Genomic DNA, 26,724 nt, shown 5'->3' on the forward strand with positions numbered 1-26,724 from the left:
ATAGCCACTTATTATAATTTTTCAGGAAGTGTTGAGGCTAAAAATAAAAACACTATATTTGCAGAACTACCTATGCAAATAAGTGAATTTTTAGTAGAAAAAGGAGAAAAGGTAGAGAAGGAAGATATAATTTACAAAACTGCTTCAGGAGAAGAAGTAAAAGCAGATATATCTGGAGAAGTTTCTAAAATAGAAGCAGAAGAAGATGCTCAACTGTCTCCTGGAAGTGAAATAATAGAAATTGTTGATTTCAAAGAATTAGAATTAAAAGTAAAAGTAGATGAGTACGATTTAAATTCAATAGAAATAGGAAGAGATGTAGAAATCACCATAAATGCGCTTGATAAAACTGTAAAAGGTGAAGTGTTTGATATTGAAAAGCAAGGTATATATAAAGATGGTGTTACTTTTTTTGAAACAATAATATCTATAGAAAGTGAAGAAGATATACGAGTAGGAATGAGTGCTGAAGCGAGGGTTTTAAATGAAGAATCTAAAGATACTAAAATATTACCTATGGATGCTATAGAGTTTAAAGATGATAATACCCCTTATATTAATATAAAAAAGGATGAGGGTGTAGAAGAAAAAGAAATTGAAATTGGAGTTACTGATGGTGTAAATGTAGAAATAAAATCAGGATTAGAAGTAGGAGATAAGGTCTTTATAGAAAAAACAGAGGTAAATAATTTTGGGTCTCCTCAAGGAGTAAGAGATTCAGATGATTCAAATGAATAGGAGAAGATATTGATGAATGAAATACTCAATATGAAAAATATTAGTAAAATATATCAAATGGGTTCAGAAGAAGTAGTTGCACTTGATGATATTGACCTATCTATAAAAAAAGGTGAATTTGTATCTATTCTAGGGCCATCTGGATCAGGCAAATCAACTCTTATGAATATAATAGGTTGTTTAGATGCCCCAACACGAGGAGAATATATATTATCAAATAAAAAGGTAGCTGGACTTAATGAAAAGGAACTTGCACGAATAAGAAATAAAGAAATAGGATTTATATTTCAATCATTTCAGTTACTTCCTAAACTAACAGCAGCTCAAAATGTAGAACTGCCGTTAATTTATGCAGGAGTAAATTCAAATGAAAGGCATGAAAGAGCAAAAAAAATACTTTCAAAAGTAGGTTTAGGTGATAAGATTAATAATTTACCGACTCAATTATCAGGAGGACAGCAACAAAGAGTAGCCATAGCCCGTGCTATATCAACAGAACCATCTATACTTTTAGCAGATGAGCCTACTGGAGCTTTAGATCAAGAAACGGGCATAAAGATATTAGAGTTTTTTAAAGAGTTAAATGAAGAGGGTAGAACAATAATTATGATAACTCATGATAAAAGTATAGCTAAATATGGTAATAGGATTATTAATATAGTTGATGGTAAAATTAAGAAAAAGGGTGAACTCCATGATAAAAGATAGTATAAAAATGTCATGGGATAATATTAGAAGCAACAAAGTGAGATCATTTTTAACTATACTTGGTATAGTCATAGGTGTAGCTTCTATAATATCTCTTATAACAATTGTGCAAGGCGCTACAGATGAAATAACAAGTCAAGTTTCAAGCTTAGGAGCAAATACTATAACTATACAAGCGCCTGGTACTCTTTTAAAACGAGGACTAAATGATAGAGATATAGATAGCTTAAAACAGATAGATAATATAAAAGGAGTTTCTCGTAAGCTTTCAAAAAAGGTATCTATAGCTTCTAATGGTATGGGTATGGAAGATGTAGAAATAAAAGGACGAGATGATATATTTTTTGAAGTAAACATTGAAGATATAAGACTTGGAAGAGGATTTAATCCTTTAGATTTAGAAAGCAAAACTAAAGTTGCTATATTAGGAAATGATATAAATAGGGATATATTTTTAGATAAAAATCCTATAGGGAAAGATATAAAAATAAATGGCATAAGTTTTAAAATAGTAGGGACCTTAAAAGGGGAAAGTCAATTTGATTTATCTTCTGATAACGATACTATATTTATTCCTTATACTACTGCTGCGACAACCCTTAGCACTAGAAATATAAATGAAGTAGATGTATTTATGTCTGACAGTAGTAAATCAGATGAAATAATAGAAGATATAAAGGCAGTTTTAAATAAATCTTTTAATTATAAAGATGATGCTTACTTTATATTTAATTTTGAAGATATTATAGATACAATAGGTGAGATCACAGGACTTATGACTCTTTTACTTGCAGGTATAGCATCTATATCACTTGTAGTTGGTGGAATAGGTATTATGAACATGATGCTAGTATCTGTAACTGAAAGAACATCAGAAATAGGTCTTAGAAAAGCATTAGGTGCTGAACCAAGTAGAATACAATTACAATTTATATTAGAATCTATATTTTTATCACTATTCGGTGGATTATTTGGTCTTATGTTAGGACTTTTAATAGCTTATCTTGCTGCAGTTGGAATAGGATATCCATTTTCAGTTTCTCCTATGACACTAACTATAGCAATTGGATTTTCTTCTGTAGTGGGAATAGTTTTTGGATATGCTCCGGCAAGAAAAGCTAGTAAACTAAATCCAATTGATGCACTTAGAAGACTGTAACAAAGAAAGAATTATTTATAAAAAATGGAAATTAGAAATATTTAAACATTGATCACTATACCCTTGCAAAGCCTTAAAGTATATGTTATGATATTTAAAATACAAAAATTCTATAACAAAGAAGAGTAGTTATTTATTATCTTTTAAAGAGAGCTAAAAAATGGTGAGATTTTAGTAAAGATAAATATAATGAAAGGACTTTGTAGAAGCTAAGAGGAAATGATAAAAGAGTACTTGTAGCCGGGAAGCCTACCGTTATCAATGGATTAGATATGTTAGACTATCCAGAGTTGGTCCAGAACATAGTTATTATAATGATATAAATAGGGCTGAGTATAAAACTATAAAAGATGATGAAGCATTGGATGCTTTTTTTACCCTGTGTAAAACAGAAGGAATTATTCCTGCACTTGAAAGCTCCCATGAAGTAGCTTATGCTATGAGACTTGATAAGGATAAATCTATAATAGTAAATCTTTCTGGTCGAGGAGACAAAGACGTAGCCCAAGTTAAAAATATAATAAAATGAAAAAAATAATCCTACTATTATAATTTTTATAATAGTAGGATCATTTTTTATTATAAGTTTACCTATTTGTTACTTTATATATTTACTTTTAATCTTCATCCCAATCATATTCATCAATTTGTTTTTTAGCTTCTTCTTTTGTTACTCCATATCTTTCTTGGATTTTTCCAGCTAATATTTCTTGGTCACCTTCTACTACATCAAGATCATCATCTGTAAGTTTACCCCAATTTTTTCTAGCTTTTCCTTTAAATTGTTTCCAGTTTCCTTTAAAAATATCTTTATTCATTTTAGTATCCTCCTAATAAAATTCTTGATTTTATTAACTTATCTTATAATATATATTACCCAGAGGAAGACAAAATAATCAAATTAATAATTATTTGTTTAATAATTATTTGTCTTTTAAAATATGATATAATTAAAGTATAACAATTATTTAAAGAGGTGAAAGCATGCCATTTATAAAAAGGAAAGATAAAGACATGATTTATTATACTATCGAATCTTTTGAAAATACTGGACTTGTAAAACATGGATTTTCAACAAGGATTGGTGGACTTAGTAGTGGAGATTTAGATAGTTTAAACTTAGGTGTTAAGAAAAAGGATACATGGGAAAATATAATAAATAATTATAAAACATTTACAAAGGCCTTAGATATAAATATAGAAGATTTAGTCTTAACAGATCAAGTTCATAAGGACAATATAATGGAAGTCTATAAAGAAGATAGGGGTAAGGGTTTACTTAGAGAGTCAGATATAGTTGGTATTGATGGATTTATAACAGATAAAAAAGATCCAGCACTAGTTACTTTTTATGCAGATTGTGTACCACTTTTTTTCTTGGATCCAGTAAATAAGGCTGTAGGTCTTACGCATTCTGGTTGGAAAGGAACTGTAAAAAAAATAGGACAAAAGACTGTTGAAAAGATGATAGACTCTTATGGAACAGATCCAAAGGATATACTTATAGCTATAGGTCCTTCTATAGGGAAGTGTTGTTTTGAGGTTGGAAGTGAAGTTATAGAAGTGGTAAGAGGTAAATTTGAAGATTCAGGAGACTATTTTTATAAAAAAGAAAATGGCAAGTATATGTTAGATCTTTGGAAACTAAATAAAGATCAGTTTTTAGAAATAGGCGTAAAAGAGGAAAATATAACAGTCAGTAATATTTGTACAAAATGTAATAAAGATATATTTTTCTCCCATAGAGGAGATAAGGGTAAAACAGGTAGTTTAGCTGCTATTATGCAGTTAAAATAAACTAAAAGAGGAGAGGTAATTTATGGCAAGATATATACCAAGTAGAGAAGATGCTTATGATTTACTCCAAAAGCATGTAAAAGATGAAAGTTTAATAAATCATTCACTTATGGTTGAAGCTGTTATGGCTCATTTTGCCCAAAAGTTTGATGAGGATGTAGAAAAATGGAGGACAATAGGTCTTATCCACGATTTGGATTTTGAAGAATATCCAGAAGAACACTGTAAAATGACTAAAGAAATATTAGAAAAAGAGAACTGGCCTGAAGATTATATAAGGGGTGTACTAAGTCATGGCTGGCAAATATGCACAGATGTAGAGCCGGTGCATATAATGGAAAAGATAATATATACAATAGATGAACTTACTGGGCTTATATATGCTACAGCTATTATGAGACCAAGTAAAAGTTTAGATGATTTAAAAGTAAAATCTGTAAAAAAGAAATGGAAACAAAAAAGCTTTGCTCAAAAAATTGATAGAGATATGATAAAAAATGGAGTAGAAATGCTTCCACTAGAATTAAATGAAATGATAGAAGAGACTATAGAAGGTATGAAAAGTGTAGCTAAGGATATAGGTCTGAAAACTATAGAAGATTAAAAGATAAGTCTTAAGGGTAGATTAATAATACAATAAATTTGATATGGGGTGATAAATTGAAAATCGACTTTGAAGAAGTTAAAAATAAATTTGGTGAAAAGGCAAATGATTTTTATGAAGACAATGAAAAGCTTGGTGAACTCATAGATGAGTTTAGTGAAAAGATAAAAGATAGCAAAATACTTGAAACAGTAGGAGAAGATTTAAAACTTACTTTAGATATGATCATGGATTGGAAAAATGGTGACTACAAGGATCTTTCTAAAGATAGTGTAACTATTATAGTCATGGGATTTTTATATATTTTAAGCCCAATAAGTGTCATACCTAAATTTATTCCATTAAGACATATAGATGATATACTTGTCTTAGTTTATGTAATAAAAAAGGTAAAAGAAGAACTTGAAATATATAAAAAGTGGAGAATAGAAAATGAAATATTTGACACAGATGATATAGATGATGAAACTACTTACATTGATATAAGTTAAAATATAAAAAATAAAGATTAACGGATAAATAGACTATAAAGATTTTAAAATCTTTATAGTCTATTTTGCTGTTAGTATTTCATTAGTTCGGTTATAACATCTTCTAAAGCTACAGATCTAGATGCTTTTATCAATATTAAGCTATCTTTTTCTATATTCTTTAATATTGAATTTACCAGCTCTTTTTTAGTTTGAGAGTGATAAATATTCTCATTATTAAAATTTACTCGGGCACTTTCTCCTATGTGCTTTGCTAAACTTCCTATTGTAAATATCTTATCTATTTTATCTGGATTTATTTTAAGTCCAATTTCGTTATGAAGTTCTTCTACCTTATCCCCTAAATCAACCATATCACCAAGTACTACTGCTTTATTCTTATATCCATCGATACTATATAGGGTGTCTAAAGCAGCTAGCAAACTATTTGGATTAGATTTATAAGCATCGTTTAATATAGTAAAATTTTCTTTTTTAATAATTTCATTTCTCATATCAGTTTCATTTATACAATATAGACCTTTTTGTATATCCTCATATGATATATTTAATTTCCTAGCTACTATAATACTGGATGCAGCATTATATATATTGTGACGGCCTAGCATAGATAGATGAAGTTTATGAACTTCATCATCTTCCTTTATGCCAAACTTGATTCCATCTATTCCTTCTTCGATTAGATTTATTTTAAAATCGCTAGAGTCATTTTGACCAAAGCTTAAAATATCTTGCTTTATCATATACTCTTTTATAATCTTAATCAATGTTTTGTCATCATTGTTATATATAAAGAGGCCATTTTTTTTTAATCCATTTAATATTTTAAGTTTAGCATGAGCCACATTTCCCTCTGTTTTAAGCAGGTCTAAGTGGGATGCTCCAACATTTGTAATCATAGCAATATCAGGATTTGCAATATCAGTAAGCAGCTCTATTTGACCAAATCCATCTATTCCCATTTCAACTATAGCAAGATCAGTATCTTCACACAAGGAAAGCAAAGTAAGAGGGACACCTATATGATTATTTAAATTTCCCATAGTTTTCTGTGTTTTATACTTTTTAGATAGTATACCGTCCATAATATCTTTAGTTGATGTTTTACCATTACTTCCTGTGATAGCTATAACCTTTATATTTTTTAAAGTATTTCTATAATTTTTAGATAGAATTTGTATAGCCTCTAAAGTATCTTCAACTAATATAAGTGGGAAATCTACATCTGGTTTTGGAATATCCTTTTGCCATAGAGATGCTATAGCTCCATTTTCTATAGCTTTATCTAAAAAGTTGTGTCCATTAAAATTATCTCCAATAAGTGGAATAAATAAATTACCGTCTTCTATTTTTCTAGTATCAGTAGAAACTCCACAGATATTCAAATCATAAAATTTTTGCAGAAGTCCATATCCCTCAGAAAGTTCTTCTACTTTTTTTAAACTTTTTTGTATCATTAATTGGTCACCTTTATTTTTGAGATTGAAGTTTTTTCATCATATCTTTCAAAAGCATAATCTATAAGTCTGTCTATAAGTTCTTTAAAACTAGAATTATCAGTTTCTTTCCACAGCATAGGAGCCATACTTATAGAAGTAAAACCAGGCATAGTATTGATCTCATTTACTAGGATCTTATTTTCTTTAGTTACAAAGATATCTACTCTAGCAATACCTTTACAATCTAACACTCCATATGTTTTAATTGCAACTTCCCTTACTCTTTTAGAAGTATCATCATCTAAATTTGCTGGAATAACAGGTATGGCAGCTTTTTTAATGTATTTTGCCTCGTAGTCATAAAAAGGATCATCCATCTCAAGCTCTCCAGAAAGAGAAGCTTTTGGGGAGTTGTTTCCTATTATACACGTTTCAACTTCTTTACCTAGAACTTCTTCTTGGATAAGTAATTTTATATCATAAGTAAAAGCTAAGTTTATACTATCAATCAATTCAGTTAAAGTTGCAGATCTTGTAACACCAACACTTGAACCAGCATTTGCAGGCTTTACAAATACAGGTAAACTAACATCATTTAGTATATTATCCAATGAACCTTCTAAATCTTTATCCCATTGATGTTTTTTAATTGTTGCATATTTAGCTTGTGGTATATTATGTGAAGCTAAAACATCACTTGTAAGAACTTTATCCATACATAATGAAGAAGATAAGACTTCATTTCCTATGTAAGGAATATTTATCATTTCTAATAAACCTTGAATTGTCCCATCTTCACCATATTTACCGTGAAGAACTGGAAATACAATATTTTTCTTATTTATATCTATAGATTTTATAAAATCACCTAGAGATTCAGTTATAGTTTTATCTGTAGATAGTTCTAACTCTTTTTCATCTTCAATATTTTCATTTAATTGCCCAAATTGACACCATTGGCCTTCTTTAGTTATGAATACAGGATATACGTTATAGTAATCTTTATCTAATGCATTTAAAACAGCTCTTGCAGAAATAATAGAAACCTCATGTTCAACAGAACTTCCACCATATAATACATACATATTTATCTTCATATACATCTCCCCTTAGAAAATATTTTTTCTTACATACAATTCTAGAGTATTAGAAACTAGAATGCATTATTAGCAATATATTCTTATATATTGTTTAATAGCTTATATTATATAATTATAATACTTTATAAGGCAAAATACTATTATTTTGCAAAAAACCTCATAAAAATAAAGAAAGAATCTAGATTTAAATAGATAAATCAGTTTTAAATATACTTTTATATTTTTTAAAAAGATGATACTATATAATTATAATAAAGGGGGAGTTAAAAATGGAAAACTCATATAGATTTTATACTAATAAAGATTGCATTTATTTGCCTTGTCATAAAGTAGAAAGTACAGAAGACTTTAACTGTATGTTTTGCTATTGCCCATTATATTTTTTAGAATACTGTGGTGGAAACTATAAGGATTCTAGTGGTATAAAGGATTGTTCTGATTGTTTAATACCACATAAACCAAAAGGATATGATTATATAAATAAAAAAATAGCAGAAGTAAATGAAGAAAAAATCATGAAAAAGTTTGGAAGAGATAAGTAAGATTAAATAAAATATAATAGCAAATGAGGAATGAGAATTGTTAAGTTCTAGAATTGGTGAGATAGCAGCATTAGCTACAGCATTTTGCTGGACAATAATGGGTCTATTTTTTGAATCAGCGGGAAAAAAGGTAGGGTCACTTGCAGTTAATTTTATAAGACTTGTATTTGGATTTTTTTTTATTAGTGTATTTACATATTTTACTAGAGGTTATTTATTTCCAATGGATGCCACGCTTTATAATTGGACCTGGCTTAGTGTATCTGGTGTAATAGGGTTTTTCCTTGGGGATTTATTTTTATTCCAAGCATATATAGAAGTAGGCACTAGGATTACATTGCTTATAATGGCTGCAAGTCCACCGTTTACAGCTCTCCTCGGATTCTTGTTTTTAAAAGAAGATTTATCAATGTTAGGAATTCTTGGAATGCTTGTTACAGTTATAGGCATAGCTATAGTCATACTTAGCAAAGATACAGGCGAAAAAAGGTTTAAATTTAATCATTCTATAAAAGGTTTAAGCTATGCAACTTTAGGTGCTGTCGGACAATCCGTAGGAACTATTTTTACAAAAGTAGGGATGGGTTCATATAGTCCCTTTGCGGCTACACAAATAAGAATTATAGCTGGATTTATTTCTTTTGCCATACTGTTTTTATATTTAAATAGATGGGATGATTTAAAGAAAGCTATAAAAGATAAAAGATCTATGGTTTTGATAGCCCTAGGATCTATATTTGGACCATTTGTTGGAGTATCTCTCCAGCTCATATCACTCCAATATACCACAGCTGGAATATCAGCTACAATTATAGCTATAATGCCTATACTTGTGATTCCGTTATCAATAATAATATACAAGGAAAAAATTACCGCTAGAGAAATGTTAGGGGCAGTTATTTCTGTACTAGGAGTAGCAATTTTGTTTTTAATTTAGTTAAACCTACATGTAGGTTTAACTATTTTTATATAAGATATATGTAATAAATAAAAGTGAGGAAGGTAAAAATATGAAAAATATAATGATACAAGGTACTACATCTTCTGCAGGAAAAAGTTTGATGTGTACAGGTCTTTGCAGAATATTTAATGATGATGGATACAAGGTTTATCCATTTAAATCTCAAAACATGTCATCTAAATATTACAGAACAAAAAAAGGTTATAAGATGAGTACAGCCCAGAGCCTTCAAGCCATTGCAGCTAGAAGAGAACCACATCAAGATATGAATCCTATATTACTCCAACCTACATCAGATAAAGGATCTAAGGTAATAATAAGAGGCGAAGAAAAACATCACATGCAAGCAAGAGAGTATTTTGAATTTAAAAATACTTTAAGAGGTATGATAAAAGATATTTATAAGGAAAAAGAGAAAGAAAATGAAATAATAGTTATAGAAGGTGCTGGAAGCCCAGCAGAAATAAATTTAAAGGAAAATGATATAGTAAATATGGGAATGGCAGAGATTGCAGATGCACCTGTATTATTAGTCGCAGATATAGATAGGGGTGGAGTTTTTGCATCTTTATATGGAACAGTTATGCTTCTTACAAAAGAAGAAAGAAAGAGAGTTAAAGGACTTATAATAAATAAATTTAGAGGGGATAAGTCACTTCTAGATTCTGGAATAACTATGATAGAAGAGATGTTAGGGATACCAGTTGTAGGAACTATTCCCTATATACCTTTAGAACTTGTAGATGAAGATACTCTGATAGATTATGAAAAAAGATGTAATAATGAAGAACAAACTGATGAAGAGATGGAAATAGAGCTGGATAAACTAGCTAAAATTCTTAGAAAAAATATGGATCTTGAATATGTATATAGTCTAGTAGGAGTAGAAAGATGATATGGATATTTATAGCAGTTTTAATAGATTTTCTTTTAGGAGATCCTTATAATTTTCCCCATCCTGTGAAACTTATGGGAAACATTATTATGTTGGAAGATAAAATATCAAGAAAGATAGTTAAAAAGGAAAGTTATCTTAAAGTTATGGGTTTTTTAATAGTTATAGTAAATATTAGTTTAGGCTTTTTTGTGCCTTTTTTCTTGCTTAGACTTTTAAAAGGCTATACATATATTTATGTAATAGTAAATACCTATCTTATATATACATGTCTAGCAGCAAAAAGTTTAAGTTTTGAAGCTGTACAAGTGAAAAAAGCTTTTAATAAAGGAATAGTAGAAGCTAGAAATAGACTTTCATACATAGTAGGAAGAGAAACTAAAGATTTAAAAAAAGAAGAGATACTCCGTGCAACTATAGAAACAGTTGCTGAAAACACATCAGATGGAGTTATAGCTCCACTGTTTTTTATAATGATATTTGGTGCACCAGGTGGTATGTGCTATAAATTTGTAAATACTATGGATTCTATGCTTGGATATATGGATAAAAAATATAAAGATATAGGATGTTTTCCTGCTATAGTAGATGATGTTTTTAACTATATACCAGCTAGGATAACTTCTATTTTAATGATACTTTCTTCTCTAGGAAAGTTTGATATAAAAAGGGGATTAAAAATAAGAAAAAGAGATAGAAAAAACCACAAAAGTCCAAATGCTGGATACCCCGAGTCCACTGTTGCAGGCCTTCTTGGAATAAAACTTGGAGGAGATAGCTTTTATAATGGTCTATTAGTAAAAAAACCTACCATGGGAGACAGTGTAGAAAAGCTAGACTTGTTTCATATAGATTTAACTATAAAGATAATGTACCGTTCAGAAATATTATTTTTAATTTTTTATCTTTTACTTCTTGTAATTATAAAATATATGTGTTAAGCTTAAGGTGAAAATTAAATAAATACTTTAGGTTTTAAAAATTAAAAGGGAAATGGATAGAATCCCATACAGCCCCCGCTACTGTAATTGATGACGAAATTAGATTTTTACCACTGAGATTTTTCGGGAAGGTACTAAGAGTAGGAAGATTCATAAGTCAGGAGACCTGCCTAGGAGTATGAAATGTGTAAGTAACCTTCGGAGGGAAGGAAAGGCTTGATTTTTTATGCAAAATTTTTTGTATTAATAAAAATGCTATTGTATATAAGTCCTTAATCTTCGAAGATTAAGGACTTTTTTTAATTTTAATTAAGGATCTGGAAGGAGAAAAAATGAAAACTTTATACGGTATAGGCACAGGGCCAGGAGATGAGGATCTTTTAACTCTTAGAGCAGTTAGAAGTATAGAAAAATCAGATGTGATTTTTGCACCAAATAATAAAGGAAGAAATATGGCACTTGATACAGCTAAAAGATATTTAAAAGATAAGAAGATAATTCTTTTGGACTTTCCTATGGGAAATGTTAGGGATGATGATTATAAAAAAGCAAGTATGATAATAGAAGAAAATATTCCTGAAAATGGAAGAGGATCTTTTTTAACTATAGGTGATCCTATGATATACAGCACATTTATATATATAATGGAAAAGTTAAATAAAGATAAAATTAAAATAGATATAGTTCCAGGTATTCCTTCTTTTGTAGCAGCGGCAGCAGCTGCTCAAATGCCACTTACAGTGAAGGGTGATGATTTTATCCTATGTGATGAGCTTGAAGAAGAAACCCTTAAAAGAACAAATTCCCTAGCAATACTAAAAACATATAAAAATAAAGAAAGAATATTGGATAAATTAGAAGGCAATGATTTTAAATATAGATATGTAAAAAAGGTTTCTTTAAAAGAGGAACTTGTATTAGAAAGTAGAGAAGAGATATTAAAAGATAAAAACTATATTTCTTTAATACTTGCAAGAAAAAATGATTAAATAATATATTAATTAGTTTACAACAGGTGAAGGCAAGATGATTTAGCTAGATGTTAAATAACCTTAATTAAAAGTAATATTTTATCACTATCAGATTAAATATTTCGAAACTATATTGAAGTTAAATAATACAGACTATTATTTCTTGCCTCACTATTACTATAAATATATGAAAGAGGTATTACATGGAACATGGTGGAGATTTAATTACATATGAGAACAGATACAAAGGTGAGCTAGTAGACTTTAGCTCCAATATAAATCCATTGGGGATACCAAATGGACTTGAAGAAGAACTTATAAAAGGATTTGCAACTTTAAATGCATATCCAGATATACAATATAGGGAGCTTAAAAAAGAAATATCAAACTACCTAGCTTGTGAAAAAGGACAAGTTCTTGTTGGAAATGGTGCAGTAGAAATCATAAATAATTTTATAATAGATTCTAGATCGGTAGTGGTGTTTAAGCCAAGTTTTTCAGAATATGAAAAAAGAACACTTGCTAATGGTAAGCAGGTAAGGTCTCTTTTTTATGAAGACGATTTTACTATAGATTTAAAAAAAATTGAAAATGAAATAAAAAATGGAGACCTGCTTATATTAGGAAACCCTAACAATCCAACAGGTCTAAGAATAGAAGAAGATACGCTTATTGAAATTTATAATATTATAAGGGAAAAAGATGCTTTTTTATTGCTTGATGAAGCTTTTTTTGAATTTAGTCCAACTGACTATGATAGTATAGAATTATTTAAAAATTATCAGTATAAAAACATAGGAATAATAAGAGCGGCTACAAAGTTTTTTAGTCTACCGGGTATAAGACTTGGTTATGGCTGTACAAATCCCGATAAGGTGGAAAGACTTAGAAAGGTTGAGCTTCCTTGGAGTGTAAATGCCCTAGCTAATACAGCAGGTTTGTTTATATTTAGAAACAAAGAATTTATAATAAAAAGTAAAGAGTATATAGAAACTGAAAGAAATTTTCTTTTAGAAGGGTTAGATAAAATAGAAGGAATAAAAGCATTTAAAACTCACACAAATTATATACTTATAAAATTGTTAAACTATTCAGAAGAGGAATTTTTTAAAATTTTTTTAAAAAATGGAATCCTAATAAGAAAGTGTAGCAGTTTTGAGGGTTTAAATGGTGACTATATAAGAATTGCTATAAAAGATAGAGCTAATAATGAAAGAATATTAGATGTCTTTGAAAAATTATAAAAGGAGAATTTTCATGAAAAAGAAAAAGTACTTGTCATTATTTGTCTTTCTATTATTATTTTCGCTTCCAAGTATAAGTCATGGAATGCATATAATGGAAGGGTTTTTACCACTTAAGTGGGCACTTATCTGGTCTTTTGTATCTTTACCATTTTTACTGATGGGGATAAAGAATATTAATAAGGTTCTTAAAGAAGATACAAATAAAAAGGTTTTATTAGCACTTGTAGGAGCTTTTGTATTTGTATTATCAGCTTTAAAAATTCCATCAGTTGTAGGAAGTAGCTCGCATCCTACGGGAGTAGGTCTTGGGGCTATATTATTTGGGCCAACAACTATGACAGTTATAGGAGTTATAGTATTACTTTTTCAAGCACTACTTCTTGCACATGGAGGACTTACAACTTTAGGAGCCAATACATTTTCTATGGCTATAGTAGGACCCTTTGTATCTTTTGGAATATATAAATTGCTTAAAGATAAGGAAATAAACCAGTCTTTTATAATATTTTTAGCCGCAGGACTAGGTAATCTTATGACATATGTAGTTACAGCAATACAGCTTGCTATTTCTTATCCAGATCCGGTTGGTGGGATAGTGACTTCACTTGGCAAATTCTTAACTGTCTTTGCAGTAACCCAAATCCCTTTAGCTATAGTTGAGGGAATTTTAACAGTTATAATTATAAACCTACTTAAAGAATATAAAAGAGAAGGAGTGATACAGCTTGAACAAATCCAATAAAACAAATTTACTTTTATTATTACTTGTTGTAGCGATAATAATCCTTCCTTTAATTGTAAATCCTAATGCTGCCTATGAAGGCGCGGATGGTGAAGGTGGAGATCTTATAGAAGAGATAAATCCTGATTATGAACCATGGTTTGAACCACTTTGGGAACCGCCAAGTGGAGAGGTTGAAAGCTTGCTTTTTTCACTTCAAATCGCTATAGGTGCAGGTAGTATAGGGTATATTTTTGGTACATTTAGAGAAAAGAAGAAAAAAATTGCTAATAATCGATAGGTATGCATATAAAAATAAGCTTACAGATACTAATCCAAATTTTAAATTTGGATTAGTATCTCTTGCATTAATATTAACTATAGGATTTAAAAATAATTATATAAATTTAAGTATATTTGTTTTTATGAGTATTTTATCTACTTTAATAGCTGGTATTCCCCTAAAAGAATATATAAAGATACTCAAGCTACCACTAGGTTTTTTAACTTTAAGTATGATTACAATACTCATATCTATTTCAAAGGATGATGTGTTTTTATATAGCTTTAAATTCTTTAATAACTATATAGGTGTGGCTGAAACTTCCCTATATACTGCCTTAAAACTTTTTACTACAGTTATGGGAGCTATATCAGCTAGTTTTTTCTTATCTCTTACAACACCTCTCATAGATATTATAAGTGTATTTAAAAAGATTAGAATTCCAGATGTGTTAATAGAACTTTTAATTTTAATTTATAGATTTATATTTATATTTTTAGAAGAAGCTAGGTCGATTTATAATGCGCAAGAAATTAGATTTGGATATCTTTCCTTTAAAAAGAGTTTAGAATCTATATCACTTTTAATTAGAAGTTTATTATTAAGATTGTTTTTAAGATATAATGAGATGGTAGTATCTTTAGAATGTAAATTATATGATGGAAAGTTTAAAACAGGTGATTAGATGATAAAAACAGAAGATTTAAGCTACAAATATGAAGATGGGACTATTGCTTTAAATGATATAAATATTGATTTAGAAAAGGGAAAATGTATAGGGCTAATAGGGGCTAATGGATCAGGAAAATCTACACTTTTTTTAAATATGATGGGAATCTTAAAACCTTCAAAGGGATTTATAAAATTCAAGGGTAAAAGATTAAAATATAGAAAAAAAGATTTGAGAGAATATAGGAAAAAGGTAGGTATAGTTTTTCAGGATCCAGAAAAGCAAATATTTTATTCTAGAGTTTTTGATGATATAGCTTTTAGTCTTAGAAACTTAAACTATAGGGAAAAAGAGGTAAAAAAAAGAGTAGATAAAAGTTTACAAATGGTTGGAGGAAAAGATTTAGAAAAAAAGGTAGTACATTTTTTAAGCTATGGACAAAAGAAACGGGTTGCTATAGCAGGATCCCTAGTTATGGATCAAGAAGTACTTCTCCTAGATGAACCAACCTCAGGGCTTGATCCTAAAATGACTTCCCAAATGAAAGCTATTATAAATGAATTGAAAAGAGATAAAAAACTTCTTATCTCTAGCCACGATATGGATTTTATATATGAGATATGTGATTATATATACATACTAAAGAATGGTGAAATTTTAAAGGAAGGATTTTCTAAAGATATATTTATTCAAAATGATATATTAAAAGAGGCATTTTTAGAAACACCTTGGCTGGTTAAGGTTCACCAAACTATGAATATACCACTGTATAAAAGTGAGAAAGAATTCTTAGAAAAAGAAAATAAAAAAGAGGTGCAGATATGAAAAAAGGAATAATAGTAGCAAGTTTTGGAACAACTTATAAAAAAACTAGAAAATTATCTATTGAATCTATAGAAAATATGATAAAGACAAAGTATAAAAATCATTTAGTTTTAAGAGCTTTTACATCTAATATTGTAAGAAAAAGATTAAAAACTAGAGATGGTTTATATATTTTTGATGTAAAAGAAGCTATAGAAAAAATGAAAGAAGAAACTAAAGAAATATATATACAACCCCTTCATTTTATTGCAGGAGTTGAGTATGAAAAGATATTGACTGCTGTAAGAAATGCTTTAAGTGAAGATGATAGCTTGAATATAAAAGTAGGAAAGCCATTACTATTTTCTGAAAGAGATTATAAAGATGTAGTAGATGCTTTAGACTTAGAAGATTTAGAAGGTGAAGGAAATGTATTTATGGGCCATGGATCATATCATAAAAGTGACTTTTCTTATAAAAAAATAAATGATGAAATTAAAGAAAAAGGATTTAATAATACTTTTATAGCTACTGTTGAGGGAGCCATAACTTTGGAAAATATTATTCCTGAATTAAAGATAAAAAACATAAAAACAGTAAATTTAAAACCATTTATGCTAGTTGCAGGTGATCATGCAAACAACGACATGGCATCTGATGATGAAGATTCATGGAAGAGCATTTTAGAAAAAGAAGGTTTTAAAGTAAATATAGAGATGAAAAGTCTTGGAGAAAATAAAGATATAAGACAAATATTTTTAAAACATCTAGAAAAGGTTATGTAAAAGATGAAAACTATAATGATAACAGCTCCAGGAAGTAATACTGGAAAAACTACAATAACTTTGGGCCTTATAAGGGCTTTAAAAAATAGAGGTATAGATGTAAGAGGATTTAAAACTGGACCAGATTTTATAGATACGAAGCTCTTATCAAAAGCTTCTAGAAAAGCCTCTGGGAATTTAGATTTACATATGATGGGGGATGAGGGCATAGAAGAAGCTATATCTATGAACCTAGGCGGAGTAGGTGTAGTTGAAGGTGCTATGGGTTACTTTGATGGCATATTTAATACTTATGAAAATTCTAGCTTTGATATAAGTAGAAAACTAGATATACCAGCAGTTCTGGTATATAGTCCAAAAGGAGAAATGTTTTCAGCCATACCCAAGATAAAAGGAATGGTAGATTTTAAAGACTCTAAAATAAAAGCTCTTATCTTAAATAAGACAAGCAAGTCAATGTACCTCCTCTTAAAAGAACAAATAGAAGAGTATATAGGTATAAAGGTCTTAGGATATCTTCCGAATGATGAAACTCTTAAAATAGAAAGTGAAAGTTTGGGTCTTAGTATAAATTCGGATAGAGAAAAGTTGGATAGCTTTTTAGATAAAATAGCTGTGAAGATAGAAGAAACTGTAAATCTTGATGGTTTTTTAGATCTAGCCAATGATTTTAAAATAGAGAAGTTTAAATACCCTAGAAAGAGAAATATAAAAATAGCTATAGCCTATGATAAGGCCTTTAACTTTTACTACCAAGAAAATTTAAACTTATTCCAAAAGATATGTAGTGTAGAATATTTTTCGCCACTAGAAGATAAGGCTGTTCCAAAAGCTGACCTTATATATATAGGTGGGGGTTATCCTGAAAACTATAAGGAAGAGTTAAGTCTTAATAAAGATATGATGAATAACTTAAGAGAGTTAGCAATAAAAGGATCTTATATATTAGCTGAATCAGGAGGTCTAATTTATTTAGAAGAATCCCTAGAAGGAAGGGCTATGGTAAACATATTTAAAGGTAGGGCTAAGCTAACAAATAAACTTAAGAGATTTGGATATGTAAATATAGAGTTATTGGAAGATACACTTCTTGGAGAAAAAGGAGATATAATAAGTGGAAAAGAGTTCCATAAGTCTTTTATAGAAACTGATGAAGAGGAAATATTTTCTATAAAAAAACCAATGAGCAGTAAATCGTGGAGATGCGGATATAAGTTTAAAAATACCTTAGGATACTTTCAACATATAAATTTCCTGGGAAATAAATATGCTTTTGAAAATTTACTTGATAAATTAGAAAAAATAAGGAGTGATATAGATGTATATTAAGAATCCAATGCAAATAGAAAACAAAAGTATGGATATAATTGATGAAGTCATGGGTGATGTTAGTTTTAGTCCCGAAGAAACTATAGTAGTAAAAAGAATGATACATACTACTGGAGATTTTGAGTATAGAAAAATAATAGATTTTAAAGAAAATTTCATGGAAGAAGCTTTGAAAACTATTAAGTCGGGTGCAACTATATATACAGATACTAGAATGGCCTATATGGGTATAAATAAGCCGGCCCTTGAAAAAGCAAATTGTCAACTAAAATGTTTCATAGATGATGAAAGAGTATTTAAACTTTCTAAAGAACTCCAAACTACAAGATCATCTTGTGCGGTAGATTTGGCAGTGGAAGAAGGAGCAGATATTTTTGTAATAGGTAATGCTCCTACAGCGCTTTTTAGGCTATTAGAATTAGTAGATATGGGAAAGGTAAATCCTAAGCTTATAATTGGAGTACCTGTTGGATTTGTAGGAGCTAGTGAATCCAAAGAAGCTTTAAGAGACTATAAGATACCACAAATATCAACAATCGGCAATAAAGGTGGTAGTAATGTTGCCGCATCTATAGTAAATGCACTTTTATATATGGTTGTGGGAAGATGACTTTAGATTTATATGTAGTTAAAAATGGAGAAAATCTTCGATGCGGATATACTACAGGAAGCTGCGCTGCAGCTGCAGCAAAAGCAGCTGTTTTCATGCTAGAAAAATCTAAAAAGATAGACTATGTAGAGATAGATACTCCAGCAGGTGTAAAATTAAAACTTGAACTTACAAGTCAAAAGATATGTAAAGATGAGGCATCTTGCTCAGTTATAAAGGATGCGGGAGATGATCCAGATGTAACAGATGGAATAGAAATATTTGCAAAAGTAGTTAAAAATAATAAAGGTAAGAACAGTATAGATGGAGGCATAGGAGTAGGAAGGGTTACAGAGAAAAGCCTTTTTGGAAATGTAGGAGAAGCTGCTATAAACAAGGTTCCAAAAGAGATGATAGATAGGGAAATAAAATCTATCTCTAAAAACTTTTATGACATAATAATATATGTGCCTATGGGAGAGAAGATAGCTAAAAAGACCTTTAATAAAAATATAGGAATAAGAAATGGAATATCCATTATAGGAACTAAGGGGATAGTTTATCCTATGAGTGATGATGCACTTTTGAAAACCATATATATGGAAGTTGATATGATAGCTAAAACAATAGGTAAAGAAGAGATCTTACTAGTTCCAGGAAACTACGGTGAAAAGCTTGGTAAAAAGTTATATTCTGGGACATCTATGGTAAAAATCTCAAACTTTATAGGAGAAAGTCTGCTTTACATTTATAAAAAAGGTTTTAAATCTATAAAAATACTTGGACACATAGGAAAGATTTCTAAACTTTCTATAGGAGTTTTTAACACTCACAGCAAGGTATGTGACACTAGACTAGAAGCCTTTGTCTACTATCTAGCTTTAATGGGTGCACCTATAGATTTTATAGAAAGGATAAATAAACTTTTAACTGCAGAAGAGGCATTAAATGTATGTATTGATAATGGCTATGAAAAAATAAAGTCAGAAATGGAAAAAGGTGCAGAGATGAGGGTAAAAAGATATATGAAAGAGGAAGATTTTAAGATTTCTGTATTGACATATTCTATGGAAAAGGGAGTTTGATTATGCTTAAGATAGCTGGAATAGGACCTGGAAATCCTAAGTATCTAACAGGAGAAGTTTTAGAAGAAATAAAAAACTCGGACTATACATTAGCTTTTAAAAGAGTTAAGGATTCTCTTAGAGGTATAGACCCAGATATTATAGAAGTAAAAAGAGTAGCTGATCTTATAGAACATCTTGAGAAAGAAAAAGATCTTCTTCTTTTAGCAACAGGAGATCCAAACTTTTATGGAATAGTAGATTTTATAAAAAGAAAAGGAATAGGTATTGAAAAAGTATATCCTGGCCTATCTTCATTTCAATACTTAATGGGATCCCTTCAAAAATCTTGGACTGGAGCAAGTTTTTTATCTTTACATGGAAGAAAAGATTCTCTATCCGGAAAAGATATAGACAAGCTTACTGTAATACTTACAGATAAGGAAAATACTCCTTCTTATATATGTAAAAGATTAGATGCTTTAAATGTAAAAGGAAAGATACATGTAGGTTTCAATCTTTCTCATGATGATGAATTTATAGTTACAAAAAATATAGGTGAAAAGATAGAGGATATATCTTCTTTAGCTGTGGTGGTGATTGAACGTGAAATGGATTAAAGATGAAGAATTTATAAGAGGAAATATTCCTATGACAAAATTTAATATTAGAGCTTTAACTATTTCCTATTTATCAATAGAAAAAGGAGATAAACTCTTAGATATAGGTGCAGGAACAGGATCCATATCAATAGAAGCAAGTCTTCAAGGAGCTGAAGTATGGGCTATTGAAAGAAAAGTTGAAGGGGTAAAACTTATCGGAGAAAATGCTCAAAAGTTTGATAGAGAAATAAATGTAGTTGAAGGTTTAGCACCCTTTGACCTTCCCGATTTAGAATTTGATAAATGCTTTATTGGAGGAAGTGGGGGAAAGCTAGAAGAAATATTTGAATATTTACAGACCCACTTAAAAAAAGATGGCATAATATGTGCTAACTTTATCATGCTTAAAAACCTAAATATATTTCAAGAACTTTTGAAAAAATACAATTATAAAGATATAGAAATTCAACTTATACAAGCATCACATGTAGACAATATAGGACTTTTAAGAGGGAACAATCCTATATTTATTATAAAGGGAGTGAAATAAATGATAAATTTTGTAGGGGCAGGACCTGGAGATGTAGACTTAATAACAATAAAAGGGAGACGACTTTTAGAAGAAGCAGATATAGTTATTTATGCTGGAAGCCTTGTTTCAAATCTGCATTTAAAGTTTTGTAAAGAAGGTGCACTTATGCATAACAGTGCTTCTATGACTTTAGAAGAAGTTATAACTACTATGAAAAAAGGTGTAGAAGAAGGTAAAAGTGTTGTTAGACTTCATACTGGAGATCCAACTATATATGGAGCTATAAGAGAACAGATGGATAGCTTAAAGAAACTAGATATACCATATGAGGTTATACCAGGAGTTAGCTCTTTTACAGCAGCTTGTGCTTCTATTAAAAGGGAATTTACACTCCCAAATGTTAGCCAAACAGTTATACTTACTAGAAAAGCAGGAAGGACTCCAGTACCAGAGGGAGAAGATCTAGAATCTCTTGCAAAACATAAGGCTTCTATGGCAATATTTTTATCAGTACAAGATATAGATGGAGTAGTTGATGAGCTTATAAAGGGCTATGGATCAAAAGACACTCCTGTAGCTGTTGTATATAAGGCTTCCTGGGAAGATGAGGAAGTATTATTTGGAACACTTGGAGATATAGGTCAAAAGGTAAAGGAAAATAATATAAAAAAGATGGCTCAAATCTTAGTTGGAGGATTTATAGAAGGTGACTATGAAAGGTCTAAACTATATGATCCTGGTTTTTCACATGAATATAGAAAGGCCAGCAAATGAAGCTAGTAGCTTATTCCTTTACTGATAAAGGCTCGGAAGTAGGAGAACAAATTTCAAAGAATAATCAATATAAGATAGTTCATATAAAAAATAGGGACATAGAAGGTGGAGTAAAAACTCATCTTAAAAGAGCCTATAAGAAATATGATGGAATTGTTTTTATAGGAGCTACAGGTATTGCTATAAGATTAATATTTCCATATATAAAAGATAAATATAAAGATCTTCCCATAATAGTTATAGATGATATGGGAAAGTTTTCTATAAGTCTTCTTTCAGGTCATGTGGGAGGAGCAAATACTATAGCTGGAAAACTGGGAAGTTTTTTAGGGGCAACCCCTGTTATAACAACAGCATCTGATAATAGAGGCTTTGAATCTATTGATAATTTTGCAAAGAATAATAATTACTATATAGATAATAAAAAAGATTTAACCAAGATTATGTCTATGATGGTAAATGGAGAAAAGATTGGTCTTTTATCAAAAGAAGAAGGCAAACTTGATTATCCAAAGCTAGAAATAATAAAAGATATAAGGACTTTAAAAGATATAAAGGCCTTAATAGTTATAGCTAAAGAAGATTTAGATGAAAAATCTATAGACATACCTTTTATAAGCCTTAAAACCAAGGATATAAATATAGGTGTAGGATGTAAGAAGGGAATAGGGTCAGATAGAATAATAAAAGCGGTAGAAGAAGAATTAAAGACTTTAAATATTGACTCTTCTAGAATAAAATCTATGGGAACTGTTGAGGTAAAAAAGGATGAAAAAGGAATAATACTTTCATCAAAGCATTTTAACTGCCCTTTAAAAATATTTTCAATAGAAGAAATAAAAAAAGTTGAAGATAAATTTAAAAAGTCTGATTTTGTTAAAAAGACTATAGGAGTGTATTCAGTTTCAGAACCTTCAGCCTATCTTTTAGGCGGAGAACTTTTAGTAAAAAAAGCAAAACACGATGGAATAACTATTTCCATTTCAAAGGAGTGATAAAATGGCAAAATTATTTGTTGTTGGAATTGGACCAGGTGGTAGAGAGCATATGACTTTAAAAGCTATAGAAACTATTAAGTCATGTCAAACAATAGTAGGTTATAAACCATATATAGGATATGTAGAAGACCTAGTGGAAGGAAAAGAAGTCTTTTCTAATGGGATGACAAAAGAAATAGAAAGATGCAAATTTGCAATAGAAATGGTTAAAGAAGGTAAAGATACAGCTATAATAAGCACAGGTGATGCTGGACTTTATGGAATGGCAGGCCCTATACTAGAACTTGCAGAAGGTATAGATGTAGAAATTATACCAGGGGTTACAGCTTCCTTTTCAGCCGCATCAGAACTGGGTGCTCCTATTATGCACGACTATGCATCTATTTCTTTAAGTGACCTGCTAACACCTTGGGATGTTATATTAAAGAGAGTAGAAATGGCAGCTAAGGGAGATTTTGTAATAACTATTTATAATCCTAGGTCAAAGGGAAGAAAGAACCATCTAGAAGATGCAATTAATATAATAAGAAAGTATAGGAATGAAGCTACACCTGTAGGCATTGTAAGAAATTCAGGAAGAGATGATAGGGAAATTAGGGTAACAGATCTAAAAAATATAGATTTCCAAGTAGTTGATATGCTTTCTACAGTTATAATTGGAAATAGTAATACATTTTTAAAGGATGGGAAAATAGTAACACCAAGGGGCTATGAAATAAAATGATTTGGATAATAGGTGGAACTAGTGAAGCTAGACTATTAGTCGAAAAAATTAAAGACAAAGATAACTTTATAGTCACAGTAGCTACTGAAACTGGCAAAGAGTTTATAAAGGCAAAAAACTTAAAGGTTGGCCGAATGACAGTAGCCCAAATGGATAGCTTTATAAAAGAAAAAAGTATAAATGTGTTAATAGACCTCTCCCATCCTTATGCAAAGATAGTTTCTGAAAACGCTAAGGCAGTTGCTAAGAATAATAAGATAGAATATATAAGATATATGAGAGAAAAGACTGACTATAAGGATATTATAGAGCTAGCTTCATATGAAGATACATGTGAATATTTAAAAAATATAAAAGGAACAGTGTTTTTTACAACTGGATCTAAAAATATAGATGATTTTGAAGATGTAAGAGGAGAAAATCGATTTATATATAGGGTTTTACCTGCACCAGAAAGCATAGGAATATGTAAAAAAAATAGTGTTAAATTAAAAGATATTGTAGCCCTTCTAGGACCATTTTCATATGAAATGAATAAACTTATCTTTAAAGAATATGGGGCAGACTATGTAGTGATGAAAGATAGTGGAAGTGCTGGAGGAACTATTGATAAAATAAAAGCTTGTAAAGAATTAAAGATAAATGCTATAGTAATATCTAGAGAAGAAGAAACAGGTGTAAAAAGTTTAAAAGATTTGGAAGATATAATAAGACAAAAATATTAGTAGAAGGTGAAAAAATGATAACACTTGTAACAGGTGGTGCCAGAAGTGGTAAAAGTAAATTTGCTGAAAATATATATAAAGATAAAGAAGATGTAGTTTATATTGCTACATCTAAAATATTTGATAGAGAAATGGAAAATAGAGTGGCTATACATAAGGCCACTAGACCTTCTATATGGAGAACATATGAAGGTAATTATAATCTTACAGATGCTATAGATAAAGAAGAAAACTATCTTCTTGACTGCATCACTGTGCTCACATCTAATATAATGTTTGACTATAGCAAAGATGTGGAATATATCGATAAAAAATTACAGGAGAAAATAGAAACTACTATATTTAAAAACTTAGAAGATTTAATATATAAAATAAGAGAAAGAGATTTTAATCTTGTATTAGTAACAAATGAAGTAGGGGATTCTATAGTTCCAGAGCATCATATATCTAGAGTGTTTAGAGATATACAAGGTCGTATAAATCAAAGACTAGCTAGTATAAGCGATAAAGCTTATTTAATATGTTGCGGGTTACCGGTGGAATTAAAATGATAAAGGGACTTATTCTTTCAATTCAATTTTTAACTAGGATACCATTAAATATAAATGTTGATTTTAATAGTGAAAATCTTAAAAAAAGTACATTGTTTTATCCTTTTATTGGTATACTATTAGGAAGTTTATCTTATGGAACACACTACATTTTTTCATTTATAAATAGAGATATAGCATCTCTTATTACTGTTATTATGATGATTGTATTTACTGGAGGACTACATTTAGATGGACTATCAGACACAGCGGATGGTTTTTTTTCAAATAAAGATAAGAAAAAAACTTTAGAAATAATGAAAGATAGTAGAGTTGGGGCATTTGGCGTAATAAGCCTTATACTTCTAATCTTATCTAAATATATAATTATTTCTAATTTTAAGGAGGATCTAGCTCTAGCCCTCATACTTTCTATGGGTAACAGTAGACTAGTAACACTTTTTCAAATTGCATTTAAGAAAAATGCAAGACCTGGTGGATTAGGTGACATGATATGTAAGAGTAAACCGAGATATTTTATTATATTATCTAGTTTACTATATATATTATTAATATCTTTTATAAATATTAAATATCTAATTCCTTTAATATTTACAATTTTAATAGGAGAATGTATATCTTTCTATACATATAAAAAAATAGATGGATTTACAGGGGATGTTTATGGTGCTACCATAGAGATAGGAGAAACTGCTTCTTTAATATGTTTTTTGGAGGTAATTAAATGGATATAATAATGATACGTCATGGAGAGTCTGAGGATAATGTTCTAAAAGTGTTTGGAAGATACGAAAGTCCCTTGTCAAAAAATGGTCTATCTCAAATAAAAGATACAAAAAAGGTTTTAAAGGAATTTAAGTTTTCAAAGGTTTATTATAGCCCATTTAAAAGAACTGTAGAAACATTAAATGTTTTAGGTTTACAAGGCCAGGAAGATAAAAGGATAGGCGAATATGATTTTGGAATATTTGCAGGATTAGATCATAAAAGTATAGAAAAAAAGTATCCTATTAAATATAAAGAATGGAACGAAAATCCCACAGAATATATAATAGAGAATGGAGAAAGTCTTCAAATTGTATATAAAAGAGTAAAAGAATTTTTAGAAGAAATTGTTAAAGATGGGGAATCTGTTGTTCTTGTTACCCATGCTGGGATTATAAGACTAGCATTTTGCTGGATGTTTGCTAATATAGATTACTTTTTTAAGTTTAAAGTAGACAATGGCAGTATAAATATTATTTCAGTAGATGAAGAGGATTTTAAATTTATAAAAAAATTAAACTATACTCCTAGACTATAAAACCTTATAAGTTATTAAGGTTTTTTCAATAACTTTAAATGATAATGTTTATCAATTGAAATTATGGATATATATATAATGTGGGAAAAACTTATTAAATAAGATTATATATATTAAAGGAGAGATATAAAATGGTTTTTAAATTGCCAGAATTAGATTATTCATATGACGCTTTAGAACCTTATATAGATGCAAGGACAATGGAGATTCACTATAGCAAACATCATCAAGGATATGTAAATAAGGCTAATAAAGCTTTAGAAGGTCTTAAAAAATTTGAAGATATGGAAGTTAAAGAAGTATTAGAGAACTTGGATGAAGTTCCTGAGGATAAGAGAGTTGCAGTTCTAAATAATGCAGGAGGCCATTATAATCACTCGATATTTTGGAAAGTTATGTCACCAAAAGGTGGGGGAGAGCCATCTGGTGAACTTGCTAAAAGAATAGAAGAAGATTTAGGTGGGTTTGAAAAATTTCAGGAAGAATTTAATAAAGCAGCTGCTTCTAGATTTGGTAGTGGTTGGGCATGGTTAGTAGTTGAAGATGGAAAACTTTCAGTTATGTCAACGCCAAATCAAAACAACCCAATATCAGAAGGTAAGTTTCCTTTGTTAGGTTTAGATGTTTGGGAACATGCTTACTATCTAAAGTATCAAAATAAAAGACCAGATTATGTT

Annotated in this window: 34 protein-coding genes and 1 riboswitch; of the genes, 31 read left to right on the forward strand and 3 right to left on the reverse strand. The window is 29.6% G+C overall.

The features are described from left to right. The 4 genes from ACTHW2_RS01465 to ACTHW2_RS01480 all read left to right on the forward strand — a co-directional run. Positions 1-738, forward strand: a 738-nt coding sequence (locus ACTHW2_RS01465; RefSeq protein WP_442261942.1) for an efflux RND transporter periplasmic adaptor subunit, incomplete at its 5' end; no start/stop codon positions are given. A gap of 12 nt (positions 739-750) precedes the next feature. Then, positions 751-1,446 carry an ABC transporter ATP-binding protein gene (locus ACTHW2_RS01470; RefSeq protein WP_442261943.1) on the forward strand — a complete coding sequence of 232 codons (696 nt, stop codon included), beginning with the start codon at positions 751-753 and terminating at the stop codon, positions 1,444-1,446. Further along, positions 1,433-2,605: an ABC transporter permease gene (locus ACTHW2_RS01475; protein ID WP_442261944.1), complete on the forward strand. Its 1,173-nt coding sequence runs from the start codon at positions 1,433-1,435 to the stop codon at positions 2,603-2,605. The genes ACTHW2_RS01470 and ACTHW2_RS01475 overlap by 14 nt, the downstream gene beginning before the upstream one ends. Positions 2,606-2,966: 361 nt before the next feature. Then, positions 2,967-3,134 (forward strand): hypothetical protein, encoded by a 168-nt coding sequence (locus ACTHW2_RS01480; RefSeq protein ID WP_442261946.1) that lies wholly within the window; start codon positions 2,967-2,969, stop codon positions 3,132-3,134. Between the two features lie 88 nt (positions 3,135-3,222). Here the strand turns inward: ACTHW2_RS01480 and ACTHW2_RS01485 are convergent, their stop codons facing one another. Then, positions 3,223-3,423 carry a CsbD family protein gene (locus tag ACTHW2_RS01485; RefSeq protein WP_442261947.1) on the reverse strand — a complete coding sequence of 67 codons (201 nt, stop codon included), beginning with the start codon at positions 3,421-3,423 and terminating at the stop codon, positions 3,223-3,225. A 166-nt stretch (positions 3,424-3,589) separates the two neighbouring features. On the opposite strand from ACTHW2_RS01485, the gene pgeF reads away from it, so the two are divergent. The 3 genes from pgeF to ACTHW2_RS01500 are packed head-to-tail and all read left to right on the forward strand — an operon-like array spanning position 3,590 to position 5,497. Beyond that, the gene (gene pgeF / locus ACTHW2_RS01490) at positions 3,590-4,402 is read left to right on the forward strand and encodes a peptidoglycan editing factor PgeF (protein WP_442261948.1); all 813 of its coding nucleotides are present in this window, start codon (positions 3,590-3,592) and stop codon (positions 4,400-4,402) included. A 22-nt stretch (positions 4,403-4,424) separates the two neighbouring features. Continuing rightward, on the forward strand, positions 4,425-5,006 hold the full coding sequence (locus ACTHW2_RS01495; protein WP_442261949.1) for an HDIG domain-containing metalloprotein: 582 nt from the start codon (positions 4,425-4,427) through the stop codon (positions 5,004-5,006). Between the two features lie 56 nt (positions 5,007-5,062). Then, positions 5,063-5,497, forward strand: a complete 435-nt coding sequence (locus ACTHW2_RS01500; RefSeq protein WP_442261950.1) for a YkvA family protein — start codon at positions 5,063-5,065, stop codon at positions 5,495-5,497. 71 nt (positions 5,498-5,568) lie between these two features. Here ACTHW2_RS01500 and ACTHW2_RS01505 read toward each other — a convergent pair whose 3' ends face one another. Then, complete coding sequence (locus ACTHW2_RS01505) at positions 5,569-6,954, reverse strand: UDP-N-acetylmuramoyl-tripeptide--D-alanyl-D-alanine ligase (RefSeq protein ID WP_442261951.1); 1,386 nt, start codon at positions 6,952-6,954, stop codon at positions 5,569-5,571. Further along, positions 6,954-8,033: a D-alanine--D-alanine ligase family protein gene (locus tag ACTHW2_RS01510; protein ID WP_442261952.1), complete on the reverse strand. Its 1,080-nt coding sequence runs from the start codon at positions 8,031-8,033 to the stop codon at positions 6,954-6,956. Before ACTHW2_RS01510 ends, ACTHW2_RS01505 begins: the two co-directional genes overlap by 1 nt. Before the next feature lie 272 nt (positions 8,034-8,305). Between ACTHW2_RS01510 and ACTHW2_RS01515 the strand changes: the two genes are divergently transcribed. The 24 genes from ACTHW2_RS01515 to ACTHW2_RS01630 all read left to right on the forward strand — a co-directional run. Further along, positions 8,306-8,578: a cysteine-rich small domain-containing protein gene (locus ACTHW2_RS01515; RefSeq protein ID WP_442261953.1), complete on the forward strand. Its 273-nt coding sequence runs from the start codon at positions 8,306-8,308 to the stop codon at positions 8,576-8,578. 37 nt (positions 8,579-8,615) lie between these two features. Then, positions 8,616-9,515 carry a DMT family transporter gene (locus ACTHW2_RS01520; RefSeq protein ID WP_442261955.1) on the forward strand — a complete coding sequence of 300 codons (900 nt, stop codon included), beginning with the start codon at positions 8,616-8,618 and terminating at the stop codon, positions 9,513-9,515. Between the two features lie 73 nt (positions 9,516-9,588). Then, the gene (locus ACTHW2_RS01525; protein WP_442261956.1) at positions 9,589-10,434 is read left to right on the forward strand and encodes a cobyric acid synthase; all 846 of its coding nucleotides are present in this window, start codon (positions 9,589-9,591) and stop codon (positions 10,432-10,434) included. Next, a complete protein-coding gene (gene cbiB / locus ACTHW2_RS01530; RefSeq protein ID WP_442261957.1) occupies positions 10,431-11,375 on the forward strand; it encodes an adenosylcobinamide-phosphate synthase CbiB in 945 nt (314 codons plus the stop codon). The genes ACTHW2_RS01525 and cbiB overlap by 4 nt, the downstream gene beginning before the upstream one ends. Positions 11,376-11,388: 13 nt before the next feature. Beyond that, a riboswitch (cobalamin riboswitch) is annotated at positions 11,389-11,563 on the forward strand. A 144-nt stretch (positions 11,564-11,707) separates the two neighbouring features. Beyond that, a complete protein-coding gene (locus ACTHW2_RS01535) occupies positions 11,708-12,364 on the forward strand; it encodes a precorrin-2 C(20)-methyltransferase (RefSeq protein WP_442261958.1) in 657 nt (218 codons plus the stop codon). Between the two features lie 185 nt (positions 12,365-12,549). Next, positions 12,550-13,590, forward strand: a complete 1,041-nt coding sequence (locus ACTHW2_RS01540; RefSeq protein ID WP_442261959.1) for a pyridoxal phosphate-dependent aminotransferase — start codon at positions 12,550-12,552, stop codon at positions 13,588-13,590. Between the two features lie 13 nt (positions 13,591-13,603). Beyond that, positions 13,604-14,335: an energy-coupling factor ABC transporter permease gene (locus ACTHW2_RS01545; RefSeq protein WP_442261960.1), complete on the forward strand. Its 732-nt coding sequence runs from the start codon at positions 13,604-13,606 to the stop codon at positions 14,333-14,335. Beyond that, positions 14,319-14,615, forward strand: coding sequence for an energy-coupling factor ABC transporter substrate-binding protein (locus ACTHW2_RS01550; RefSeq protein WP_442261961.1), 297 nt, complete (start codon positions 14,319-14,321; stop codon positions 14,613-14,615). The genes ACTHW2_RS01545 and ACTHW2_RS01550 overlap by 17 nt, the downstream gene beginning before the upstream one ends. After that, positions 14,599-15,282: a cobalt ECF transporter T component CbiQ gene (gene cbiQ, locus ACTHW2_RS01555; RefSeq protein WP_442261963.1), complete on the forward strand. Its 684-nt coding sequence runs from the start codon at positions 14,599-14,601 to the stop codon at positions 15,280-15,282. The genes ACTHW2_RS01550 and cbiQ overlap by 17 nt, the downstream gene beginning before the upstream one ends. Continuing rightward, entirely contained in the window at positions 15,283-16,092 is an 810-nt protein-coding gene (locus ACTHW2_RS01560; RefSeq protein ID WP_442261964.1) for an energy-coupling factor ABC transporter ATP-binding protein, read from the forward strand. Continuing rightward, entirely contained in the window at positions 16,089-16,856 is a 768-nt protein-coding gene (locus ACTHW2_RS01565) for a sirohydrochlorin cobaltochelatase (RefSeq protein WP_442261966.1), read from the forward strand. Before ACTHW2_RS01560 ends, ACTHW2_RS01565 begins: the two co-directional genes overlap by 4 nt. A 3-nt stretch (positions 16,857-16,859) precedes the next feature. Further along, the gene (locus ACTHW2_RS01570) at positions 16,860-18,185 is read left to right on the forward strand and encodes a cobyrinate a,c-diamide synthase (protein ID WP_442261967.1); all 1,326 of its coding nucleotides are present in this window, start codon (positions 16,860-16,862) and stop codon (positions 18,183-18,185) included. Continuing rightward, positions 18,175-18,795 carry a precorrin-8X methylmutase gene (locus ACTHW2_RS01575; protein WP_442261969.1) on the forward strand — a complete coding sequence of 207 codons (621 nt, stop codon included), beginning with the start codon at positions 18,175-18,177 and terminating at the stop codon, positions 18,793-18,795. The genes ACTHW2_RS01570 and ACTHW2_RS01575 overlap by 11 nt, the downstream gene beginning before the upstream one ends. Then, complete coding sequence (gene cbiD / locus ACTHW2_RS01580) at positions 18,792-19,859, forward strand: cobalt-precorrin-5B (C(1))-methyltransferase CbiD (protein ID WP_442261970.1); 1,068 nt, start codon at positions 18,792-18,794, stop codon at positions 19,857-19,859. Before ACTHW2_RS01575 ends, cbiD begins: the two co-directional genes overlap by 4 nt. 2 nt (positions 19,860-19,861) lie before the next feature. After that, entirely contained in the window at positions 19,862-20,458 is a 597-nt protein-coding gene (gene cbiE, locus ACTHW2_RS01585; RefSeq protein WP_442261971.1) for a precorrin-6y C5,15-methyltransferase (decarboxylating) subunit CbiE, read from the forward strand. After that, a complete protein-coding gene (cbiT, locus tag ACTHW2_RS01590; RefSeq protein ID WP_442261972.1) occupies positions 20,445-20,990 on the forward strand; it encodes a precorrin-6Y C5,15-methyltransferase (decarboxylating) subunit CbiT in 546 nt (181 codons plus the stop codon). The genes cbiE and cbiT overlap by 14 nt, the downstream gene beginning before the upstream one ends. Continuing rightward, positions 20,991-21,746 carry a precorrin-4 C(11)-methyltransferase gene (gene cobM / locus ACTHW2_RS01595; protein WP_442261973.1) on the forward strand — a complete coding sequence of 252 codons (756 nt, stop codon included), beginning with the start codon at positions 20,991-20,993 and terminating at the stop codon, positions 21,744-21,746. Next, positions 21,743-22,741: a cobalt-precorrin 5A hydrolase gene (gene cbiG, locus ACTHW2_RS01600; RefSeq protein ID WP_442261974.1), complete on the forward strand. Its 999-nt coding sequence runs from the start codon at positions 21,743-21,745 to the stop codon at positions 22,739-22,741. Before cobM ends, cbiG begins: the two co-directional genes overlap by 4 nt. 4 nt (positions 22,742-22,745) lie before the next feature. Continuing rightward, positions 22,746-23,468, forward strand: coding sequence for a precorrin-3B C(17)-methyltransferase (cobJ, locus tag ACTHW2_RS01605; protein WP_442261976.1), 723 nt, complete (start codon positions 22,746-22,748; stop codon positions 23,466-23,468). Then, the gene (cobK, locus tag ACTHW2_RS01610; protein WP_442261977.1) at positions 23,465-24,193 is read left to right on the forward strand and encodes a precorrin-6A reductase; all 729 of its coding nucleotides are present in this window, start codon (positions 23,465-23,467) and stop codon (positions 24,191-24,193) included. Before cobJ ends, cobK begins: the two co-directional genes overlap by 4 nt. 14 nt (positions 24,194-24,207) lie before the next feature. Further along, complete coding sequence (cobU, locus tag ACTHW2_RS01615; protein WP_442261979.1) at positions 24,208-24,744, forward strand: bifunctional adenosylcobinamide kinase/adenosylcobinamide-phosphate guanylyltransferase; 537 nt, start codon at positions 24,208-24,210, stop codon at positions 24,742-24,744. Further along, positions 24,741-25,478, forward strand: coding sequence for an adenosylcobinamide-GDP ribazoletransferase (gene cobS / locus ACTHW2_RS01620; protein ID WP_442261980.1), 738 nt, complete (start codon positions 24,741-24,743; stop codon positions 25,476-25,478). Before cobU ends, cobS begins: the two co-directional genes overlap by 4 nt. After that, positions 25,469-26,047: a histidine phosphatase family protein gene (locus ACTHW2_RS01625; RefSeq protein ID WP_442261981.1), complete on the forward strand. Its 579-nt coding sequence runs from the start codon at positions 25,469-25,471 to the stop codon at positions 26,045-26,047. The genes cobS and ACTHW2_RS01625 overlap by 10 nt, the downstream gene beginning before the upstream one ends. A gap of 131 nt (positions 26,048-26,178) precedes the next feature. Beyond that, positions 26,179-26,724: superoxide dismutase (locus ACTHW2_RS01630; protein WP_442261982.1), on the forward strand; the 546-nt coding region annotated here is incomplete at its 3' end.

It is taken from the genome of Tissierella sp. (assembly GCF_052089545.1).
GTDB lineage: Bacteria > Bacillota > Clostridia > Tissierellales > Tissierellaceae > Tissierella_A.

What these genes read in the sequence shown, in the direction of transcription:
- ACTHW2_RS01470 (WP_442261943.1), top strand. Translation starts at nt 751, where the DNA reads ATGAATGAAATACTCAATATGAAAAATATTAGTAAAATATATCAAATG.
- ACTHW2_RS01475 (WP_442261944.1), top strand. Translation starts at nt 1,433, where the DNA reads ATGATAAAAGATAGTATAAAAATGTCATGGGATAATATTAGAAGCAAC.
- ACTHW2_RS01485 (WP_442261947.1), bottom strand. Translation starts at nt 3,423, where the DNA reads ATGAATAAAGATATTTTTAAAGGAAACTGGAAACAATTTAAAGGAAAA.
- pgeF (WP_442261948.1), top strand. Translation starts at nt 3,590, where the DNA reads ATGCCATTTATAAAAAGGAAAGATAAAGACATGATTTATTATACTATC.
- ACTHW2_RS01495 (WP_442261949.1), top strand. Translation starts at nt 4,425, where the DNA reads ATGGCAAGATATATACCAAGTAGAGAAGATGCTTATGATTTACTCCAA.
- ACTHW2_RS01505 (WP_442261951.1), bottom strand. Translation starts at nt 6,954, where the DNA reads ATGATACAAAAAAGTTTAAAAAAAGTAGAAGAACTTTCTGAGGGATAT.
- ACTHW2_RS01510 (WP_442261952.1), bottom strand. Translation starts at nt 8,033, where the DNA reads ATGAAGATAAATATGTATGTATTATATGGTGGAAGTTCTGTTGAACAT.
- ACTHW2_RS01515 (WP_442261953.1), top strand. Translation starts at nt 8,306, where the DNA reads ATGGAAAACTCATATAGATTTTATACTAATAAAGATTGCATTTATTTG.
- ACTHW2_RS01525 (WP_442261956.1), top strand. Translation starts at nt 9,589, where the DNA reads ATGAAAAATATAATGATACAAGGTACTACATCTTCTGCAGGAAAAAGT.
- cbiB (WP_442261957.1), top strand. Translation starts at nt 10,431, where the DNA reads ATGATATGGATATTTATAGCAGTTTTAATAGATTTTCTTTTAGGAGAT.
- ACTHW2_RS01535 (WP_442261958.1), top strand. Translation starts at nt 11,708, where the DNA reads ATGAAAACTTTATACGGTATAGGCACAGGGCCAGGAGATGAGGATCTT.
- ACTHW2_RS01540 (WP_442261959.1), top strand. Translation starts at nt 12,550, where the DNA reads ATGGAACATGGTGGAGATTTAATTACATATGAGAACAGATACAAAGGT.
- ACTHW2_RS01545 (WP_442261960.1), top strand. Translation starts at nt 13,604, where the DNA reads ATGAAAAAGAAAAAGTACTTGTCATTATTTGTCTTTCTATTATTATTT.
- ACTHW2_RS01560 (WP_442261964.1), top strand. Translation starts at nt 15,283, where the DNA reads ATGATAAAAACAGAAGATTTAAGCTACAAATATGAAGATGGGACTATT.
- ACTHW2_RS01565 (WP_442261966.1), top strand. Translation starts at nt 16,089, where the DNA reads ATGAAAAAAGGAATAATAGTAGCAAGTTTTGGAACAACTTATAAAAAA.
- ACTHW2_RS01570 (WP_442261967.1), top strand. Translation starts at nt 16,860, where the DNA reads ATGAAAACTATAATGATAACAGCTCCAGGAAGTAATACTGGAAAAACT.
- ACTHW2_RS01575 (WP_442261969.1), top strand. Translation starts at nt 18,175, where the DNA reads ATGTATATTAAGAATCCAATGCAAATAGAAAACAAAAGTATGGATATA.
- cbiD (WP_442261970.1), top strand. Translation starts at nt 18,792, where the DNA reads ATGACTTTAGATTTATATGTAGTTAAAAATGGAGAAAATCTTCGATGC.
- cbiE (WP_442261971.1), top strand. Translation starts at nt 19,862, where the DNA reads ATGCTTAAGATAGCTGGAATAGGACCTGGAAATCCTAAGTATCTAACA.
- cobM (WP_442261973.1), top strand. Translation starts at nt 20,991, where the DNA reads ATGATAAATTTTGTAGGGGCAGGACCTGGAGATGTAGACTTAATAACA.
- cbiG (WP_442261974.1), top strand. Translation starts at nt 21,743, where the DNA reads ATGAAGCTAGTAGCTTATTCCTTTACTGATAAAGGCTCGGAAGTAGGA.
- cobJ (WP_442261976.1), top strand. Translation starts at nt 22,746, where the DNA reads ATGGCAAAATTATTTGTTGTTGGAATTGGACCAGGTGGTAGAGAGCAT.
- cobK (WP_442261977.1), top strand. Translation starts at nt 23,465, where the DNA reads ATGATTTGGATAATAGGTGGAACTAGTGAAGCTAGACTATTAGTCGAA.
- cobU (WP_442261979.1), top strand. Translation starts at nt 24,208, where the DNA reads ATGATAACACTTGTAACAGGTGGTGCCAGAAGTGGTAAAAGTAAATTT.
- cobS (WP_442261980.1), top strand. Translation starts at nt 24,741, where the DNA reads ATGATAAAGGGACTTATTCTTTCAATTCAATTTTTAACTAGGATACCA.
- ACTHW2_RS01625 (WP_442261981.1), top strand. Translation starts at nt 25,469, where the DNA reads ATGGATATAATAATGATACGTCATGGAGAGTCTGAGGATAATGTTCTA.